We start from the raw sequence: 17,270 nt of genomic DNA, 5'->3' as shown, positions 1-17,270 counted from the left end.
TCATCAAGACGGCAAATGGTTTCTAATTCATTTGCAGCTCGCAGCGCCGAGCCACAACGCCGAACTCGCACTGCCGCTGGTCGAAACCGGCCACGAATCAATGCAAAATCAACACCAAGACCAGAAGAGTCAGAAATAACCAAAGGATACAATGAGACATCACAGCGTATATGATGATCGTAATATGTGATAACTCTAGGTAATTTATCTTCGTCAAACAGTGGCAATGGGTAAAACGTCCGATCCGGCCTGCAATATTCATTAATCACATGAACAGGAAGATCACGCTGGGCTACCCCTACCGCCATCCAGGCCTTTTTTCTCTCATCCCAACTCCAATTATCAAATCCCTTTATATACTGTTCCAATGCTATTTTGAGTGGAGTAAAGTCAAAATGCTTTGTACAATACTGCTCAACCCGCTGGGTTCCATCAACCTGCGTAATCTGTTGGCTATACTTCAATCCATCTCTCTCTATCGCCCTGCAGAGTTTTAACAGTTCCGATTTTGTGTCCTCGTCCATATATTGTTCCAGCATCCGGCACATGTGTGTATCTTTTGCCCAATAGGCATATTCGTAAGCGGTACATACAAAGGTTCGACCTGAGTAATCGGTGAACATTTCTTTTTCTAACAGCAGGTTTTTATTGTTATTTTTTTGTATTGGTTTATTCAATAGACTCTCTGCTTCTTCCTGTTGTCCCCTTGAAACACAATACAAAAAATTTGACAGGTTAAGTTTGGAGGGATTCAACGGTAATGACTCCATTGAGTTGTCTTTCATGTCGTCTTGTTTATCGCCTGATTTTTTCATGGCTCGTCCTTTACGCAACTATGGATTAACTTAGACCATCTGATAAATCTAATCAAATTTTGACGTAGGTTTAGTATCAAGTTGTCGAGTAATTTCTCCCTACTTACTGAGGAGTCTCATAGGTTATAACCCTAAATTTATCATTGGTCCTACAATACTTTTCTAAAAATAATCTCTAACATACAAATAAAGAAAAAACGCAGTGAGCTCAAAAATGATAGTATAGTATCTTATTATGAAACAAACACTTAATTAGCTCTGCTTTCAAATAGATCAGAAAGAATTTTAATAATTCGGATTGGACGCAATAACGCGTTTATGCAAAAGCAATATAAGCACTAAGGAAAGAAATTTAATGATAACAAGCGATGCAAGCAATGGACAGCCTGATATCCAAATCGATCCTGTTTCAAATGTCTTAAAATGGATTCTCTTAATCACAGCGATACTCTGTTTCATCATTATCATTTGGGGAACGGTTAAAACATATCAACTTGCTCCTCCCCTACCCCAAAAATTTATATCTTCTTCAGGACAAATCATCATGACAGAAGAAGATATTATCGCCGGTAAAGCAGGATTTCAGCGCGCTGATCTTATGGATTATGGGAGCCTTTATGGGATGGGTTCTTATTTTGGGGAAGATTACACTGCAAAATATCTGGTGCGTCTGGGTAGGCTTACAGAAGAAAACATAGCGCACCAGCGTTTTGGAAAAAAGCCGTTTGCGAGTTTATCTGAAGGAGATCAGTATGTAGTTCGTAAAACAATGCAACAAGAACTCCAACAAACAGATCTTAGCCATCAAACGAGTATCTTATCTCAGCCTCTTACAGAAGCCATACAACAGATACGAACTGAAATCTCACAAATGTTACTCAATCATGATGCTGAAGCAGGTTGGACCAAAGCATACAGCCTGGATGAGCAAAGTGCGTTACAAACGGCAGATTTTCTTATCTATTCATCGCTGACGACCATTGCTCATAGACCTGGCCAAAACAGTTCTTATACCAACAATTGGCCTTATGAACCCACCATGGGTAATAGTCCAACGCCTCATACTTTTTACTGGACCTGGGTCTCGTTTTGTTTTGTATTTTTGGGTTTTGGTGCAGTGCTCTATATTTATCATCGTTATCTTAGTGCACCGGACAATGCACCTAAAACACACTTATTTTTGGACTTTAAACCATTGACCACCAGCCAACGTAAAGTGGGACAATATTTTGTAATTGTGGCACTTATCCTTTTGATCCAGATTGCTGTTGGTGCACTTCTGGCACATTACTATGCAAAGCGCACTGACTTTTATGGAGTTCATCTTAATGACTTTTTACCCTTTAACTTCTTACGTGATGTACATATACAAACGCCTATAGTGTGGATAGCACTTTCTTGGATCAGTACTGCTGTTTTCATGGCGCCTATCATCAGCAAGAAAGAAGCGAAAAGACAAGGTTTTTATGTGGATCTCTTATTTTGGGTTACTCTATTTATTGTTGCCGGAGCAATTATTGGCGATTATTTAGGGATTATGGGCTATGTAAATCGAGCCTGGTTTTGGATTGGCAATCAGGGTTTATCATATCTCCAGCTGGGTCGATTATGGCAAATTGGATTTTGTTTAGGGCTTTTCTTGTGGAGTTTTATTGTGTTTCGCGGGATGTGGCCTACCTGGAGTCACTTAAAAAAAGCGACTGTTGAGTTTTGGACTGGACGAATCCATCTTGAGCATCTTTTTTGGGCAAGCACATTAAATGTTGCAATACTCTATTGCTTTGGAATGATCCCATTAACCGGGATAGAAAAATCATTCACCATTACTGATTTTTGGCGTTGGTGGGTCGTTCACCTTTGGGTAGAACAATCATTCGAATTTTTTGCTGTATGCGCTACGGCTTATCTTTTAATGGGAACTGGTTTAGTTTCTCGTCTTCTGGCGGAGCGAGCCATGCTCTTTGAAACCATTCTTATCTTTTTAGGTGGAGTCATTGGCACAGGACATCATTGGTATTGGACGGGTACGCCAGACATTTGGGTGCCACTTGGCTCTATGTTTTCCTTCATTGAAGTCTTACCATTAGTTCTTCTCATTATTGATGCGATTGAAGAGCGTCAATTGATTAAGCGCAAAGGGGATTTCTCCTACAATTTAGCTTATCTCTATATTTTGGGTGCATCCTTTTGGAATTTTGTTGGCGCAGGAGTATTCGGAGGCGGAACACTCAATGCACCGCTTGTCAATTATTATGAACATGGAACGTTCTTAACCTTAAATCATGCTCATACCGCTTTGTTTGGAGCGTTTGGTCTACTTGGGTTGGGATTAATTTATTTTTGTTTACGGTATGCTGCGGGTAATAGGTTTCCCTGGAGTGATCGTTTAGGCACTTGGGCATTTTGGCTTTATAATATAGGCCTGTTCCTGTGGATTGTGTTGAATTTTTTTCCTATCGGATGGGCTCAATTGATGGATGTTTATGAGCATGGATTTGCCCATGCACGAAGTCTTGAATTTTATAATACAACGTTGTTGTGGCAGTGGTTACGCTTTCCAGGAGATGTTGTTTTTGCGATGGGCGCCTTGTTTATGGCCTACGATTTTATTATAAAATTAAAACCTTTTTTCCCAAAATTAGCACAAATTAAACGCATAGAGCCTCAGTCTGCGGATGAGGCTTAAAAACAATAAATAATCTCAATTTAAGTAACAAATAACAAAACACGATCAAGACAAACGAATTATCAGTAAATAATTGCCAATAATCTGAATCATGAGTCGTATTATAAAAAAACATCACTGTAAATTTTTGCTGAAGGGATTCCTGCAAGAAAAAGCCGTGTTTTTATCTTATTGGTCGTCTCTTTTGGACCACACACATACGCCTGAGTTTGATTCGGATCGTTCAAGTGCATTAATACCCTTTTTTCAATAGAGGCTTCGGGATAGCATCCCTGACTTTGAAGTACACATGGATCATAATAAAAGTTATGAAATAACAAAGCCAATGTTTCAAGCTCTTCTTTGTAGTAGATGTCCTCATCAAAAACACCTCCGTGTATCAGAGTGATGTTTCCTTCATGTTTTTGGCTTAATGCACTTTTGATAATCGCAATGAGCGGAGCTAAGCCTGTTCCGGTTCCTGCTAATACTAGATTAAACGAGAGCTTGTCTGGATTGTGATAATAACATTGGCCAAAAGGACCTCTGAGGGTAACAAATATGTCTTTTGTTGCTTTTTGCAAAAGCCACTGTCCCATAGCACCATGGGAATAAACCTTAATGTGCAACTCAATATATCCATCTTGGGCAGGAATATTAGCAATTGAATAACTTCGCATGGTTCCCTCAGGATTAATAAGGGATAGGTATTGTCCAGGGATCCAAAGGTCAAGATGCCCTACCTTAAGTTTCACTTGAATCACATTATGATTGAGTCGTTCTAGGCTTATGATTTGAGCCTCCACCTCACATTCTGCCGCATCAGGTGAGGTCACATAAAGCGGTGCGACTGGTTTTGCAAGACAAGCAAGAAAATAACCTTGGGCTTTAAGAACTTCAGGTAATCCTTCTTGCCAAAGAGGATTGACTTCTCCCTCTTTGGCTTTAATCAAACACGATTGGCAAATTCCTGCCTTACACGAGTTAGGATAGTCGACTCCATTGCGCAAGAAACATTGTAAGAGGTTTTCATCAGGGGCTAAAGTGTACGACTGATGGTTGAATTCTACTGTATTCATGAGGCACGCCCCAAGACCTCATCGCGAACACTATTGGCAATGGCAGCAACTTTTTGAATGTCTTCATCATGAGCCCCCAGCTCTTTTAACGTTGCCCCTAAATGTTCAAGCACAATATCCACATGTGAATCATTTAATCCGCGCTCCAATAAATGACGATGCCCTTCTTGCATGTTTTTTCCGGTGTAGTGATTAGGTCCACCAAAAACCATGGTTAAAAATCCTTTTTGTTTCAGAATTTGCTGCTCCATATCAATATCATCGAAAAAATAGTTTACTCTTTCGTCCAGTAACATTTTGCGGTAGAAGATATCTACTGCCGTATTGACAGCATTTTGTCCGCCTAATCGGTCAAATAGCGACTCAGACATGGTATACTCCTATAAGATGCATTTTAAATGCATCTTATAGAAAGAAATAATAGGCGTCAATAAATTTAACAGGAATTTTTATGCAACTGACTCAATTTACCGATTACTCGCTACGCGCCTTAATTTATATTGCGCTAAGAAAAGACTCATGCACTATTAAAGACATTACTGAAGCTTACTCCATCTCCATCAACCACATGATCAAAATCATCCATAATTTAGCAAAACTTGGGCTGATTAAGACCATACGCGGCAAGAATGGCGGAATTCTAATGGCAGCTTCTCCTGAAACCATTAATTTGGGTGAGTTGATCATTAAATTTGAGCCACACTTTGATTTGGTTCCTTGTTTTAATAAAGAAAAATCAAATTGCTGCATTGCCCCGGTATGCAAACTCAAGAGTATTTTACATGAAGCACAAAGCGCCTTTATCAGTGTTTTGGAACGCTACACATTGGCAGATGTATTACACAATAAAAACGAGTTATTTGCTTTGCTGAGAATCAATCAATAAACAAAAAACCAGGATTGATTCAATCAAATAATTTTTTGAGCAAGCAACAAACCAAATAAACCGGGTATTGGCCTACCTGACTCATCTTTTTTATGAAGATGGCCTACCGACTCTTTATACTCCAATACAGACCAACCACGATTCTGGTAAAAATGATAAAGCTCCTCGTGTTTTGGTAAAAAGGTAAATGAATTAGGTAATGGATAGGGTTCTGATTGAACAGGAAAAACCAAAAAATGATAACCATTCTTTGCTGTTGCCTCTTGCAACTCCGTTAGTAAGGAGGGGATACGCTCAGCATTTAAAAATTGCAGCGTTACTGTAGAGAACACAAAGTGATATTGTTCTTTTGTGAGAGTTAGAGGTTGATTTAAATCATATAGCAAAGTGTCGACCTGGGTTAGATTTTCTTCTTGGGCAACCGTCTTTATGTTTTCTAATGCGGATTGATTGATATCAACTCCAGTAACAGGATAGCCAAGTTTTGCAAAATACAACAGATTCCTCCCCGAACCACAACCCACATCAAGAATGTTGTGGTGTTTTTGATGTGATAAATAGGTTTGGTACGCATAGAATAGGTCGCTATGCAGTGCACCCATATGGTATTTCTTATTAAAATATCGATGCGGTTTACAATAAAATTGAAGATGAGCATTAAAATCTGCACTCACCGGAATGATTTTATGCCATGAAGCAGGAGGAATAGATAATTTGGGGCTGCTTTTATTGATCCGTGTACGTGAAAGCTCATGTCCTTCCCCATCTAAAAAAGCAAAATCAATTTCGCCTTCATGAAGGGTCAGATGCCCCCAAGTTCCCTCTTTCGTACTGTGTTTTTCAAGAAAGAACTTGAGCTTTCCATAGGCATCAATGGGTATACTTTTGTAACAGATTAGATCATCATTTTGTATGTTCATGACTATCCTTTATCAAACAGTTTTCATTTCAGCATCTGTTAACCTTTCTTCGTGTCCATACGAGGACGCTCGGTTTTTAATGGCGTTAAAATGGGGTGCCCTTGAGCAAGCGTGTCAGCCAATTGATGATTCACATCTCGGTGCTCTTCCTCATCATGACGTACAGCCAATAGCACCTCACGTAATCGTGCATGCTCCTCCAAACCCCAATACTCTTTAGCTACTTGCGGGGCTGGGCAATTATCAATCGCACCCTTATCTAGCTCCTCGAGATAATGGGTATAACTAACCACCGCTTCTTCCTCAAGGTACCCCACAAAACGATGGGCTGTTTTAGAAGAAATAACATACATTATAAGATACAGTACTACAAATATGGCCTGTGCTGTAAAAATGATGAACCGCTCAAACCAATTGGGTTTCGCGATATACATAAAAGTGATTAAATGAATTCGTTCATTTTCTGCCTCATCCAGCAAGGTTTTGATCCATCCTTCATCGTTTTTAATTTTTCTTAAACATCGCAAATGCAATAAGGCAGCACCAACCATACCCGGAACAGCAGCCACGGTTTCTAGAACAATCGCGCGATTGCCGTATCGCTTTTGGAAAAAAGTATCTGCAAAAAAGCGAAAAAATTTAACGAGACCGAAGGCAATTTTATCACTTATTGTTTGAGTAGGTTTGTGCGCCATTAACATGGTAACGCTCCTTATGATATAAGTTCCTACTTATTATATTAAAGATGTATTTTAAATACAACTTTATATTGTGTTGATATAACCATGCTTTTTCAATTCTATTGCTATTCTCGTTTATAAAATGTTTTTTGCTCCATCTTAAGCTCGGTTTTTAATTTGAGAAAACAATAGAAAAACAAGAACCGCTCAATGGATAATCATGCACTAAAAACCTATATAGAAGAACTTTTAAACGATACAGGAATCCATTTAAATGGCAACAACCCCTTGATCTGCCCTCCTATCATGGGCAGGCAATTCTTCGAATAAAAATGGATCAAAAAAACGACGCATTAATGGATTATTTTTCAACCAGCGGCATAACTCTAGACGATCTTCTTTAAATTCTTGTTGTACACTACTGATAAAAATACGCAATGGCCTCATCATTAATCCAAAAATTAAACACGCTCTTTTTTCTCATTAATAGGCTTAATTACGTTATAACCCACGAATATCACACAACGTTATTAACAGATTTTGTGGATAACTATCCTCTTTCGCTCATTAGCTTGATCAGCCAATCAACCTCGCTAGCAGAATTCACTTCGATAATCACTCTTCCCTTACCCTCAGCATTTACTTTTACAGAAACATTTGTTGTAAATTGTTGAGATAGATAGGTACTCCACTCCTCACACTTGTCATGCAGTGTAGTTAAAGAAAAAGTCTTGTCATGCCCCTCATTCCCTGATGACTTCAATCGATTTGCTAATGCCTCCGTGTCACGCACATTCAGCTGTTTCTCAATGACGGTGCACGCAACCTGATATTGCTGCTCTGGCGAAAGTTTCAAAAGAGATCGGGCATGCCCCATATCAATTTTACCTTCGTTTAACATCTCTATTACTCTAGAATCCAAAGATAGTAAGCGAAGCGTATTAGTAACCGAAACTCTAGAGCGCCCTATCATTTGTGCTATGTCCTCATGAGTCATTTCAAACTCTTCGCGAAAACGGTTTAATGCTAACGCCTCTTCAATCGGATTAAGATTTTCACGTTGAATATTTTCAATCAGTGAAAATGCGAGAGCAACATTATCATCAATATTTCTAATAATAACAGGTACATAAGTTAAGCCTGCTTTTTTTGCTGCTCGCCAACGTCTCTCACCAGCAATAATCTCATAGCATTCTTCTGCAATCTTTCTAACAATAAGTGGCTGGATAATCCCTTGGGCTTTGATGGAGTTTGCGAGCTCGTCTAAGATAGACTCATCAAATTGTTTCCTAGGCTGATATTTTCCAGAATTTAATAACTCAACAGCTAAATGAGTTATCGATTCGCTGGGTATAGATTCTCCATCCTGGAATGAATTGTCTAAGGCTCGAAGCAACTTCAATCCCTTCAATTCTAAATTTGACACAAGTGTCTCTCCTCAATTATCCCTGCAAACGTCCCACCCTACCTGTAAACGTCGCAACATCAGTTATTTTTCTTATTTTTACTTCCTGCAAACGTCTCACCCTATCCCGTAAACGCCGCAGCCATCCCTGAAAACGTCCCTCACAATTCCCGTAAATGTCCCCCAGACTCTCTTACAACCCTTAAGAACATTGACCTATTCAACTTCTAAACAACTAATAAAATGATCTTAAAAAAATTAAAACACGTTGTGTTTCTATAGTAAATAGAAATTTTAATTTTCTGTTGCATTTTCAATAAATCACAGATAAATTATAAAAAATGTGAAAATTAATTATTTTAATAAAAGGGAAATCATGCTTGATCCTCAAATCATTACGTATGGTACAGATCATCCAGAACAGTTAATGGATAAGTTCTATCAAGCGGGTAACGAAATGTTACTGACATTAAGAAATTTTGTAATTAATCCAGAAAAAAGAAAAAAACCAAGAACTTGGGGCGCAATTGAAGCCGCAAAAATGGTTAAGGTTTCTGATCCGACATTCAGAAAATTATTAGAATCTTCAGATGATATACCAGGAATAGTAATCGAAGACTCTGAAAATGGCAGAAAGGTAAAAAAATACACATTGGCTGCCATTAATGCGCTTAGAGATAAAGCAGAAACGCGATACAAAAGACCAAAAGGTTCGAAATGCTTAACCATTGCTGTTTCTAACTTAAAAGGCGGCGTTGGGAAAACTGAAACTACAGTAGATTTAGGAAAAAAGATTGCTATCGAAGGTTTAAAGGTTCTTCTGTTAGATTTCGATGCACAAGGAACAGCAACTTTAATTAGCTCAGGATTAATCCCAGATTTGGAACTTCGTTACGAAGACACAATAACCAATGTGTTAATCTCCAATCCTAACAACATCAAAAATGTAATACTGAAAACGCATTTTGATGGTCTAGATATCATCCCTGCTAACTTGGCGATACAAGATTGTGACCTTATTTTACCTAATGAAAAAGAAAACAACCATGAGCGTTTAGGTTCTCCTTTTATTCGCTTATCAGAGTCATTAAAAATTATTAAAAATCAATATGATGTTATTTTAATTGACTGTGGTCCAAATCTTGGATTGTTAACACTCAATGCGATTATTGCCTGCGATGGAATCATTATTCCTATTCCTCCAAGCATGAACGACTATTCAAGTTTTATCATGTATACGGCTACCTTGCGAAATATGTTTAAAGAATTACCTTCCAAAAAATTGGAATATTTGCGAATACTCATTTCTAAACACAGTGGAAGTAACGAAGCATTGCAGATGGAAAATATGATGCGAGAGCAGTTTGGTAGATATATTCTCACAAATCACATGTGTGAAACGGTTGAAGTGGCAAAAGCAGCTAATGAAATTGGAACCATCTATGATGTTTCAAAACCCCGTGGAAGCCGTGAAGCTTACCGCAGAGCTTTGCAACATTTAGATGATGTGAACCTCGAAATTATTAATAACTTTAAAGAAATCTGGGAAAAGCAATCTAAAGCATCCTTTGTAAGTGGAGAGTAACATGGATAATAGCAAACGAAACGTTCATAATTCTGGCCCATTAGGCATGCTAATGAAAAGCGGTCAAGTAAAAAAAATAGAGGCCGCTGATGAGGAGGTTGTTTTACAACAAGCAGCCCCTAAAACTCCATCTTATTTTAAGACACAGTCTGGGATTGAATTTGCCGAGCAAGAATTAATTTACGTCAATCCAGAAGAGTGCGAACCTTGGAAATACGCTAACCGACAAGAAAGTGAACTAGGCGATATTGATGGGCTAATTGATTCTATTAAATCAAACAAGCAGTTACAGCCTGCTTTGGTGAGAAATCATCCTAATCCCCATGGGAAAATAAAATATGAAGTGATTTTTGGTCGAAGAAGGCATATTGCTTGTATGCGGCTTGGGATCCCTTTTCTTGTAATCAGAAAAGATATTCCCAATGTACAAGATGCGATTGCATCTCAAGATGCTGAGAATAAATTACGAAATGATGTTAGTAATTATTCCAATGCGATGCTCTATAAACGATTGTTGTCGGATAATGTATTTAAAACCGAAAAAGAACTTTCGGAAAAATTGCGTATTTCCTATTCCACATTTAACGAATTAATGGCTTATTCAAAAATTCCAGAAGACATAGTGCGGGCTATTCCAGATATACACGCCCTCTCTAAACAACTTGCTGTAAAAATTGTTCAGTTAATTAATAAGTCTAAAGATAACTATAACAAAATGGTTTCTATTGCTCATCAGTTAGGTAGAACAATTACTTCGCAGGCCAAATTAGAGAAGATATTTGAAGAGAAAACCTCACAACAGAAAGCTGAATCTAAAAGCTCAAGTAATGCCAAGGCTTATAGCTCTGAAAAAGGTAAAAAACTATTTACCTTCAAATCAGATTATCGGGGACTTCCATCGATTGTACTAAACAAAGAGATTGCTGGTTTTGTGAATGTGGAAGATATGTGTAAACACGTTTTAAATTATTTAGAACAAATTATTGCAGAATCCGAGTACTCGGATTGAGAGTTAATCCGAGTACTCGGATTACTTGTTAGGTAGCATGGAGAAACGTATGGGAAGCGTAGCAATAAATAATAAGAGTCTCGAACTCAAAAAACATGTTAACGCGATACATTGCTCTAATAATCTGTCATTGATTCAGCGAAAGCTGTTTAATGCGTTGCTCTTTAATGCTTATCCAGACCTTCCTTACAAACAACAATTTGAAATCAAAGGAAAAGATTTATACCAACTGATTGGTTACAACAGCAAAGATACTGCAAAGCTCAAAGAAGCATTGATCGGACTAATAACAATAGCGATCGAATGGAACGTTATTGATTGCTCTACTGGACAAGAAAAAAAATGGAAGGCTAGCTCCATATTGGCATCTGCTGAACTTTCAAATGGGGTTTGCATCTATGAATACAGCCAGGTGATGAAAGATCTTATGTATCAACCTGAGATTTATGGCCAAATAAACATTGAACTAATTTCAAAATTCAAATCAGGCTATGGTTTGGCGCTTTATGAGAACTGTATTCGCTACAAAGGGCTAGCGCAAACACCTTGGTTTCCGCTGGATATCTTTAGAAAGCTAATGGGTGTGTTTGATGGTAAATATCAAGTGTTTAAAGACTTTAAAAAAAGAGTTCTAGATGTTGGAGTGAATGAGGTAAACACAGTATCGCCAATTCGTATTGTTCCTGAAATAGAACGAGTTAATCAAAAAGTCACGAGAATACGCTTCAAGTTAGAAAAAAATGTTGATGAATCCCCTATTCCCCTAAATAACTTATCGATTGATGAAGAGTTAAAGCAACTTCTAATTAATACATTCGGGTTTTCAACTCAAATGATTGAAGAGACATATGCAAAATATGATAACGACTATATTCGAGAGAAAGTGGAGATCATCACTCAATCAGAAAGTTTCATTGCAGGAAAGATTAGAGGTCTCGCTGGATATTTGATTGAAGCACTTAAAAAAGACTATAAGCATAGTAAATCAAGCAAAGCAGTAATCAATGAGCGTCGCAAGATATCAGAAGCGAAAGAAAAAGAAAAGAAAGAAAAACAAGAAGCGCAAACTGAACGTTACAGGCAATATGTTAATAAGAAGATAAATAACTATCTTACGAATCTAACAGAAGATCAAAAAAACGACTTAATTAGTGAATTTGAGAATTATATAAAAACTCAAAGTAGTATTCTCAAGAATTGGTATCAAAAACATAGGTTAGAGCACCCAGCAACCAAAGGATGTTTTCATAGCTTTATAAGAGAGAATAAACATAGTGCAGTGGGAAACATTATATCTATGGAAGATTATATTGAATTAATTGAATAGCATTATTAGACAGATTAATTTTAAAGATGGGACATTTGCGGGGTGTTAATTAAGTGTGGGGTGGGACATTTGCAGGAAGCTTAACATCATAAGTAAGAGGTATTTTAATAAATGTTGAAGTTTAGCGATGAACAAATTAAGAAGTATGGAAAGAGTAGTATCACTGGTACTGGATTTCTTGCATTTAGAGATGTTGAAGAATTTGCTGAAAAATATGATACAAGTCTGGATTATGTTTTAGACTTGGGCTGTGGTTCTGGTAGATCAACTAATTTTTTAAGTACTTTTTGTAAAAAAATAAATGGATGTGATATAGATCAAAATGCATTAAACAATGCGAAAAATAGTAGCCTCACAGATAATTCGATATATTTCGAAAACACGTCTGAAAATACTTCATACCCGTATGGAAAATATACTGCTATCTTTTCAATTTTAATGTTTTTTCACTTATCTACGGAAGATGAAATAAAAACAGAGCTGGAGAAATGCTTTAATTCCTTAGAAAAAAATGGGAATTTAATTATTATAAGTGGCACTAAAAATCTTTATACTCGAAATTACTTAACCGTTAAAGGAATTGGAAAGGCTCCTTCCTTGGATGGTGATCTTGCTAAAATAAAGCTACTAACTATAGATTGTGAAATTAATGATTATTATTGGAGTGAGAACTTTATAATTCACCTCGCAGAACAAATAGGGTTTAAGCATATAGGGACACATTTAGCGCTCGGCAGTGAAAAAGATGGCATAAATTATATCGATGAATACAGTTTTGCTCCCTACTACTACATAGCCTTAAGAAAAAATGCATAAATATAAGTTAAATATCGATTTTGTAAATAATAATTTACTGTATAGTCCCATAGATGGTGGTCATAAAAAACCATCAACATTGGACTATGAAGATGTTGTAGATAATCCTGATTTTATGAATAATTTTTCTGGAAAAGATGGGTATCTTATTGGAACAATTTTCGCATCTAAAACTTTAAATAAGCTAAGCTTAGCAAACGCATTACCAAGATATAAGTATCTTGTTTTAATAGCGATTTTATTCGTTACCATCATTTTATTAAGCAATGTACTTTCGACAAAGTTAATAAGCATAGGCGGATTCACAATAACTGGAGCGATGCTTTTATATCCATTCAGCTACATATTTGACTATATAATTACAGATATTTATGGGTATCAGAACGCCCGAAGAATACTACTGTCTTGCATTGCTGCATTGGTATTATTTGATATTTGCATCTATTTGGTGATTATCTTGCCGCCATCGCCATTTTGGAAATTTCAACATGATTTTGAAACCGTATTTTCAAGAATGCTTAGAACATACGTTGCCTCGACTATTGCATTTTCAGTTTCCTTTTTCATATCGTCATTTATTTTTCAGAAATTAAAAATAAAGAATAAGGGGAGGTCATTATTTAAACGAATATTCCAATCTCTCCTTATCTCAGAAATAACGGATACAACACTATTCTGTTTCCTGTCGTTTTATGGAATATGGCCCATGGAATACATGATGAAATTTATTTTGGTGTCCTATTTTACTAAAATTACATATGAAATAGTTGTGTATTCAATTATTACAAAACCTTTAATCACTATTATCAAAAGAGAAGAAAAAAGCGATATTATCGATTGGAATACCGATTTCTCGCCTATCAAATGGGAAATAAATTATGATGAATCGAATAATATATACTCTAAGCAGGATGTGACTGGAGTGACTGGCTGAGCGAGCTAATAAGATTAGATAAGGTGCCTAAATTAAATTTTTCTAGAATAGAAACCACAGTATTTTTGTCCTTAATATATTTAGTTTCTATATTCATCACTTTGCCGACCATCGAGGCATTTTTTACGTCTATTTTTAATAGTAGGTTATCAATTGGTTTAATAAAACCTTGATGCATGGTACCAATCATATATTTTTTATTAAATAGGAAAAGAACTGTATCTCCATCTTGATATGTTGATAATGAGTCTATGGAAGCAATAACAATGCTTTCATTGTTCAATATCTTACAATCAAAATTTCTATCAACTTTGAAGCCAACTGTATTTTTCTTCCAATCGTTATCATTTTCAATAAAACCTAATACTTTAGTTTGATCTGGTTCCGTCAAATTGCTTGTACTAATTACAGCAATATAATTTGATTCATTGATATCTTCTGCCGAAATATCAATAAAATCCTCAAGTTTATTTCCCAATGCTTCCGCTATGGCTATAGCTTGATACAAAGAAGGGCATACTTGTCCATTTTTAATTCTATTAATGGCTGATTGGCTGATCTCTGTTGTCTTGCTTAGTTCATTCTCGCTAACGGCGCGAGTGGCCATCAACTGGCGCATATTTGATGAAAATCGATGTTTTAACTGTTCTTCAGAAATTATTGACATAAGTTTGTATTACCCTTTACAGGGTACCCGATAAAGGGTAATATGGTTAAATAATACTTTTAGTTTACATCAATTTTCTAAGCATTGGCTATTTATAGATAAATTTTATGAATAACCATAAAGAAAAGCACCATTTTTTCATGGAGTTGAAATTGGAATCAAATAACAATTACAAAAAAGTCTTTATCACAATACAGATCTCGGAGGAGTCAAATAGATTTCTTTCGGAGTCTGCAAAAAGATCAAATAGAAAGAAAGTGCAGGAAGCAAAAATACGTCTGGAAGATCACCTCAATAGATACCGATCAATATCCGAATTAAATGCCGCTGCCCCCCAGTTTAATAATGAAAATAAAAAGCAGTTGGAGAAGAACGATGAATGATTCGTATGGTAATGCCGATTTTGCGCGCATTAAAAAATCATCAATTTATCCGGTTAATAACGATGAAAATAATGAAGCAAGTAAGGGTTATATCCTAAATTTGGTTGCATTAGCTAATGCAAGAATGGCTTACAAAATTGACGGATATTTAGCACATGCTGTGTCTGGCACTAAAGGTTTAGAAGCAGGTGATAAAGATTGTGTTGCAAATGGATGTAAGTAATTGGAACTAACGAGAGGAAGAGTAATGAAAATTTTGAAAAAAATAATAGCATTTTCAAAGCAGTTATCTACTGTTGCGGCGGTGACTTTACTTTCGAAAAGTGCTTTTGCTAATGATTTGCTTGCCAAAGCGCTAGAAGGAGATGTCAAAGATTCACTAGGAAGCGGCTCGATGTTTTGGAAAGTTTTTATTCTGGTGGACATCATTTTAGCAACGGCTATGGCTGTAAAAAGCAAAAATCCCATGGTGTTTGTTGGCGTGACTGCTGTTGCTTTTATACCCGCGTTCTTACTGAAAACCTTTGTTTTTTGAAGGAGAAAAGAGGATGAGCACTATGAACTATCAATTCCTAAATCACATTGATGCGCCAAAAAGGATCTTAACGTTAACTATGGATGAGCTGGTGGTGGCAGAACTTGGTTTCATGTTGCTCATCATCTCCAATCAAAAAGTATTGGTATCGATGTTTGGGTTGGGGTTGTTAAGTGGGTTGCGGTATTTGAAGAAAGGGGAGGGGCCAAAAGCCCTTTTAGTGCTGGCTTACTGGTATTTGCCCAGTGCTATCACCCAATTTTTCTTGCCTAAATTACCTTTATCGCACCACCGTGTGTACGTGGCTTAAGGAGAGAACATGGATTTTAAAAATTATCAAAGCCGCTTAAGCCAATTATCTGCACGGTTTAATCTGATGGTGGTTTTAGTGTTTGGCCTTTTGGTGTCTAACCTCGTGTTGTCTTGCTTTTTGTTTAAAGCATGGAATCACCATACCATCGAGGTAACGCCCTTTAGTGGCGAGCCTTCCTATGTGAAATCAGCGTCCAGTGTTGATGGCCATTATCTAAGTCTCATGGCAGAAAATTTTGTTAATGAACGTTTAAACGTCACACCCGAAACAGTGGATGCCAACCATCAGCGTCTACTTTCCTATGTGAATCATCAAAATTATACCCAGATGCTAAGGCTTTTAACCAATGAGGCTAAGGTCATCAAAGCTAAAAAAATGTCGTCCATTTTTTATATCGATAAAAACAAACCCAACCCAGAGGAACTGACAGTCGTAGTTTCTGGCAAATTGAGGCGGTTTGTAGGGCTTCAAGCATTAGAAGACGTGCGTAAAACCTATGTCTTGCGGTTCCAATATAAAGACAGCCGTCTGTCTATAGTCCAATTTTCGCTTTTAAAGGAGAAACAAGATGCGTAAACCATTAAGTATCGCGCTGGCGTTACTATCAACACTTACAATGGGTGCTACTAGCATCTCCGTGAAAGACAATAGCGATATTGCACTCACTTTAAGTCAGGGTAATTACAACCGTTTGGTGGTCAAAAACGACAAAATCATGGAAGCAGTGTTTCCTCCCAACTCTATGGCCATTAAACGTGATGAGCAGGACGGCTCAGTTTATGTGATGTTGGCGGCTAGCAATCCTTTTACGTTATTTTTAACCACGGAAACAGGCCGTCATTTTTCAGTAACGTTAAATGGCGAAGAGTCCTTAGGCAAGACTATTGAATTGGTTCCTTCGCAGTCTGTTGGTACAAAAACAGTAGTTAATACCCCAAAAACAAATCCCAAAACAATCACTCAAGAAGCAGTTCCCGAAGCCATTCTCGCCATGCTTAACTATATGGAACAACAAAAACCTTTTGCTGATGTGAGCGTAAAACGCCAATTTGGAAAAGTGGAGCGCTGGTCAAAAGGATTAACGTTATTACCCAAAGAATCCTGGGACGGCAAGCTGTTAAAAGGCGAAACCATTGAATTGTACAACGGTGGCAAGGAGCCTTTGGAATTGGCGCAAGAGTGGTTTGCCAAAGAAGGGACATTAGCCATTAAATTCTCCAAACCATCCTTAGCCCCTGGTGAAAAAGCCAT

General features: G+C 37.2%; 20 protein-coding genes and 2 pseudogenes. 14 read left to right on the top strand and 8 right to left on the bottom strand.

The genetic code is table 11. The features are described from left to right. Positions 1-815: pseudogene (locus Lbru_RS17410) on the bottom strand (hypothetical protein); the annotation flags it as partial. A 355-nt stretch (positions 816-1,170) separates the two neighbouring features. Between Lbru_RS17410 and Lbru_RS16380 the strand changes: the two are divergent. Then, positions 1,171-3,501 carry a nitric-oxide reductase large subunit gene (locus Lbru_RS16380; RefSeq protein ID WP_058443203.1) on the top strand — a complete coding sequence of 777 codons (2,331 nt, stop codon included), beginning with the start codon at positions 1,171-1,173 and terminating at the stop codon, positions 3,499-3,501. Positions 3,502-3,602: 101 nt separating this feature from the next. Here Lbru_RS16380 and Lbru_RS16375 read toward each other — a convergent pair whose 3' ends face one another. Together Lbru_RS16375 and Lbru_RS16370 are read right to left on the bottom strand one after the other, a co-directional pair. Next, positions 3,603-4,559: an FAD-binding oxidoreductase gene (locus tag Lbru_RS16375; protein WP_058443202.1), complete on the bottom strand. Its 957-nt coding sequence runs from the start codon at positions 4,557-4,559 to the stop codon at positions 3,603-3,605. Further along, positions 4,556-4,930 (bottom strand): group I truncated hemoglobin, encoded by a 375-nt coding sequence (locus Lbru_RS16370; protein ID WP_058443201.1) that lies wholly within the window; start codon positions 4,928-4,930, stop codon positions 4,556-4,558. Before Lbru_RS16370 ends, Lbru_RS16375 begins: the two co-directional genes overlap by 4 nt. Before the next feature lie 80 nt (positions 4,931-5,010). Between Lbru_RS16370 and Lbru_RS16365 the strand changes: the two genes are divergently transcribed. After that, positions 5,011-5,445, top strand: coding sequence for an Rrf2 family transcriptional regulator (locus Lbru_RS16365; protein ID WP_058443200.1), 435 nt, complete (start codon positions 5,011-5,013; stop codon positions 5,443-5,445). 23 nt (positions 5,446-5,468) lie between these two features. Here the strand turns inward: Lbru_RS16365 and tehB are convergent, their stop codons facing one another. From tehB to Lbru_RS16350, 4 genes are all read right to left on the bottom strand, one after another. Next, a complete protein-coding gene (gene tehB, locus Lbru_RS16360; protein WP_058443199.1) occupies positions 5,469-6,365 on the bottom strand; it encodes an SAM-dependent methyltransferase TehB in 897 nt (298 codons plus the stop codon). A gap of 38 nt (positions 6,366-6,403) precedes the next feature. Beyond that, positions 6,404-7,066, bottom strand: coding sequence for an alternative oxidase (locus Lbru_RS16355; protein WP_058443198.1), 663 nt, complete (start codon positions 7,064-7,066; stop codon positions 6,404-6,406). Positions 7,067-7,315: 249 nt separating this feature from the next. Then, positions 7,316-7,495 (bottom strand): hypothetical protein, encoded by a 180-nt coding sequence (locus Lbru_RS17295; RefSeq protein WP_193786934.1) that lies wholly within the window; start codon positions 7,493-7,495, stop codon positions 7,316-7,318. 100 nt (positions 7,496-7,595) lie between these two features. After that, positions 7,596-8,471, bottom strand: a complete 876-nt coding sequence (locus tag Lbru_RS16350) for a ParB/RepB/Spo0J family partition protein (RefSeq protein ID WP_058443197.1) — start codon at positions 8,469-8,471, stop codon at positions 7,596-7,598. A 227-nt stretch (positions 8,472-8,698) separates the two neighbouring features. On the opposite strand from Lbru_RS16350, the pseudogene Lbru_RS17890 reads away from it, so the two are divergent. From Lbru_RS17890 to Lbru_RS16325, 6 genes and pseudogenes are all read left to right on the top strand, one after another. Further along, positions 8,699-8,770: pseudogene (locus Lbru_RS17890) on the top strand (hypothetical protein); the annotation flags it as partial. Positions 8,771-8,826: 56 nt separating this feature from the next. Continuing rightward, on the top strand, positions 8,827-10,035 hold the full coding sequence (locus tag Lbru_RS16345; protein ID WP_035895967.1) for an AAA family ATPase: 1,209 nt from the start codon (positions 8,827-8,829) through the stop codon (positions 10,033-10,035). A 1-nt stretch (position 10,036) separates the two neighbouring features. After that, positions 10,037-11,044 carry a ParB/RepB/Spo0J family partition protein gene (locus Lbru_RS16340; RefSeq protein WP_058443196.1) on the top strand — a complete coding sequence of 336 codons (1,008 nt, stop codon included), beginning with the start codon at positions 10,037-10,039 and terminating at the stop codon, positions 11,042-11,044. A gap of 49 nt (positions 11,045-11,093) precedes the next feature. Next, complete coding sequence (locus Lbru_RS16335) at positions 11,094-12,371, top strand: replication initiation protein (protein ID WP_238583906.1); 1,278 nt, start codon at positions 11,094-11,096, stop codon at positions 12,369-12,371. Positions 12,372-12,482: 111 nt separating this feature from the next. Then, positions 12,483-13,187: a class I SAM-dependent methyltransferase gene (locus Lbru_RS16330; protein ID WP_058443194.1), complete on the top strand. Its 705-nt coding sequence runs from the start codon at positions 12,483-12,485 to the stop codon at positions 13,185-13,187. Next, the gene (locus Lbru_RS16325) at positions 13,180-14,121 is read left to right on the top strand and encodes a queuosine precursor transporter (RefSeq protein ID WP_035895975.1); all 942 of its coding nucleotides are present in this window, start codon (positions 13,180-13,182) and stop codon (positions 14,119-14,121) included. The genes Lbru_RS16330 and Lbru_RS16325 overlap by 8 nt, the downstream gene beginning before the upstream one ends. On the opposite strand, the gene Lbru_RS16320 is transcribed toward Lbru_RS16325, so the two are convergent. Beyond that, the gene (locus tag Lbru_RS16320) at positions 14,090-14,788 is read right to left on the bottom strand and encodes a helix-turn-helix domain-containing protein (protein WP_058443193.1); all 699 of its coding nucleotides are present in this window, start codon (positions 14,786-14,788) and stop codon (positions 14,090-14,092) included. The genes Lbru_RS16325 and Lbru_RS16320 overlap by 32 nt on opposite strands. 107 nt (positions 14,789-14,895) lie before the next feature. Between Lbru_RS16320 and Lbru_RS16315 the strand changes: the two genes are divergently transcribed. From Lbru_RS16315 to traK, 6 genes are all read left to right on the top strand, one after another. Then, complete coding sequence (locus Lbru_RS16315) at positions 14,896-15,171, top strand: TraY domain-containing protein (protein WP_058443192.1); 276 nt, start codon at positions 14,896-14,898, stop codon at positions 15,169-15,171. After that, the gene (locus tag Lbru_RS16310) at positions 15,164-15,394 is read left to right on the top strand and encodes a hypothetical protein (RefSeq protein WP_058443191.1); all 231 of its coding nucleotides are present in this window, start codon (positions 15,164-15,166) and stop codon (positions 15,392-15,394) included. The genes Lbru_RS16315 and Lbru_RS16310 overlap by 8 nt, the downstream gene beginning before the upstream one ends. 24 nt (positions 15,395-15,418) lie before the next feature. Next, positions 15,419-15,706 carry a hypothetical protein gene (locus Lbru_RS16305; protein WP_035895981.1) on the top strand — a complete coding sequence of 96 codons (288 nt, stop codon included), beginning with the start codon at positions 15,419-15,421 and terminating at the stop codon, positions 15,704-15,706. A 13-nt stretch (positions 15,707-15,719) separates the two neighbouring features. Next, entirely contained in the window at positions 15,720-16,016 is a 297-nt protein-coding gene (gene traL, locus Lbru_RS16300; protein ID WP_058443190.1) for a type IV conjugative transfer system protein TraL, read from the top strand. A 9-nt stretch (positions 16,017-16,025) separates the two neighbouring features. Continuing rightward, positions 16,026-16,595: a type IV conjugative transfer system protein TraE gene (gene traE, locus Lbru_RS16295; protein WP_058443189.1), complete on the top strand. Its 570-nt coding sequence runs from the start codon at positions 16,026-16,028 to the stop codon at positions 16,593-16,595. Further along, positions 16,588-17,270 (top strand): type-F conjugative transfer system secretin TraK (gene traK, locus Lbru_RS16290; protein WP_058443188.1); only part of this gene is annotated, 683 nt, incomplete at its 3' end. The genes traE and traK, both read left to right, overlap by 8 nt.

Source organism: Legionella brunensis (genome assembly GCF_001467025.1).
In the GTDB taxonomy this organism is placed as follows: Bacteria; Pseudomonadota; Gammaproteobacteria; order Legionellales; family Legionellaceae; genus Tatlockia; species Tatlockia brunensis.
The sequence above is the reverse complement of the archived record's forward strand: the minus strand, read 5'-3'. Positions and strand labels throughout refer to the sequence as shown.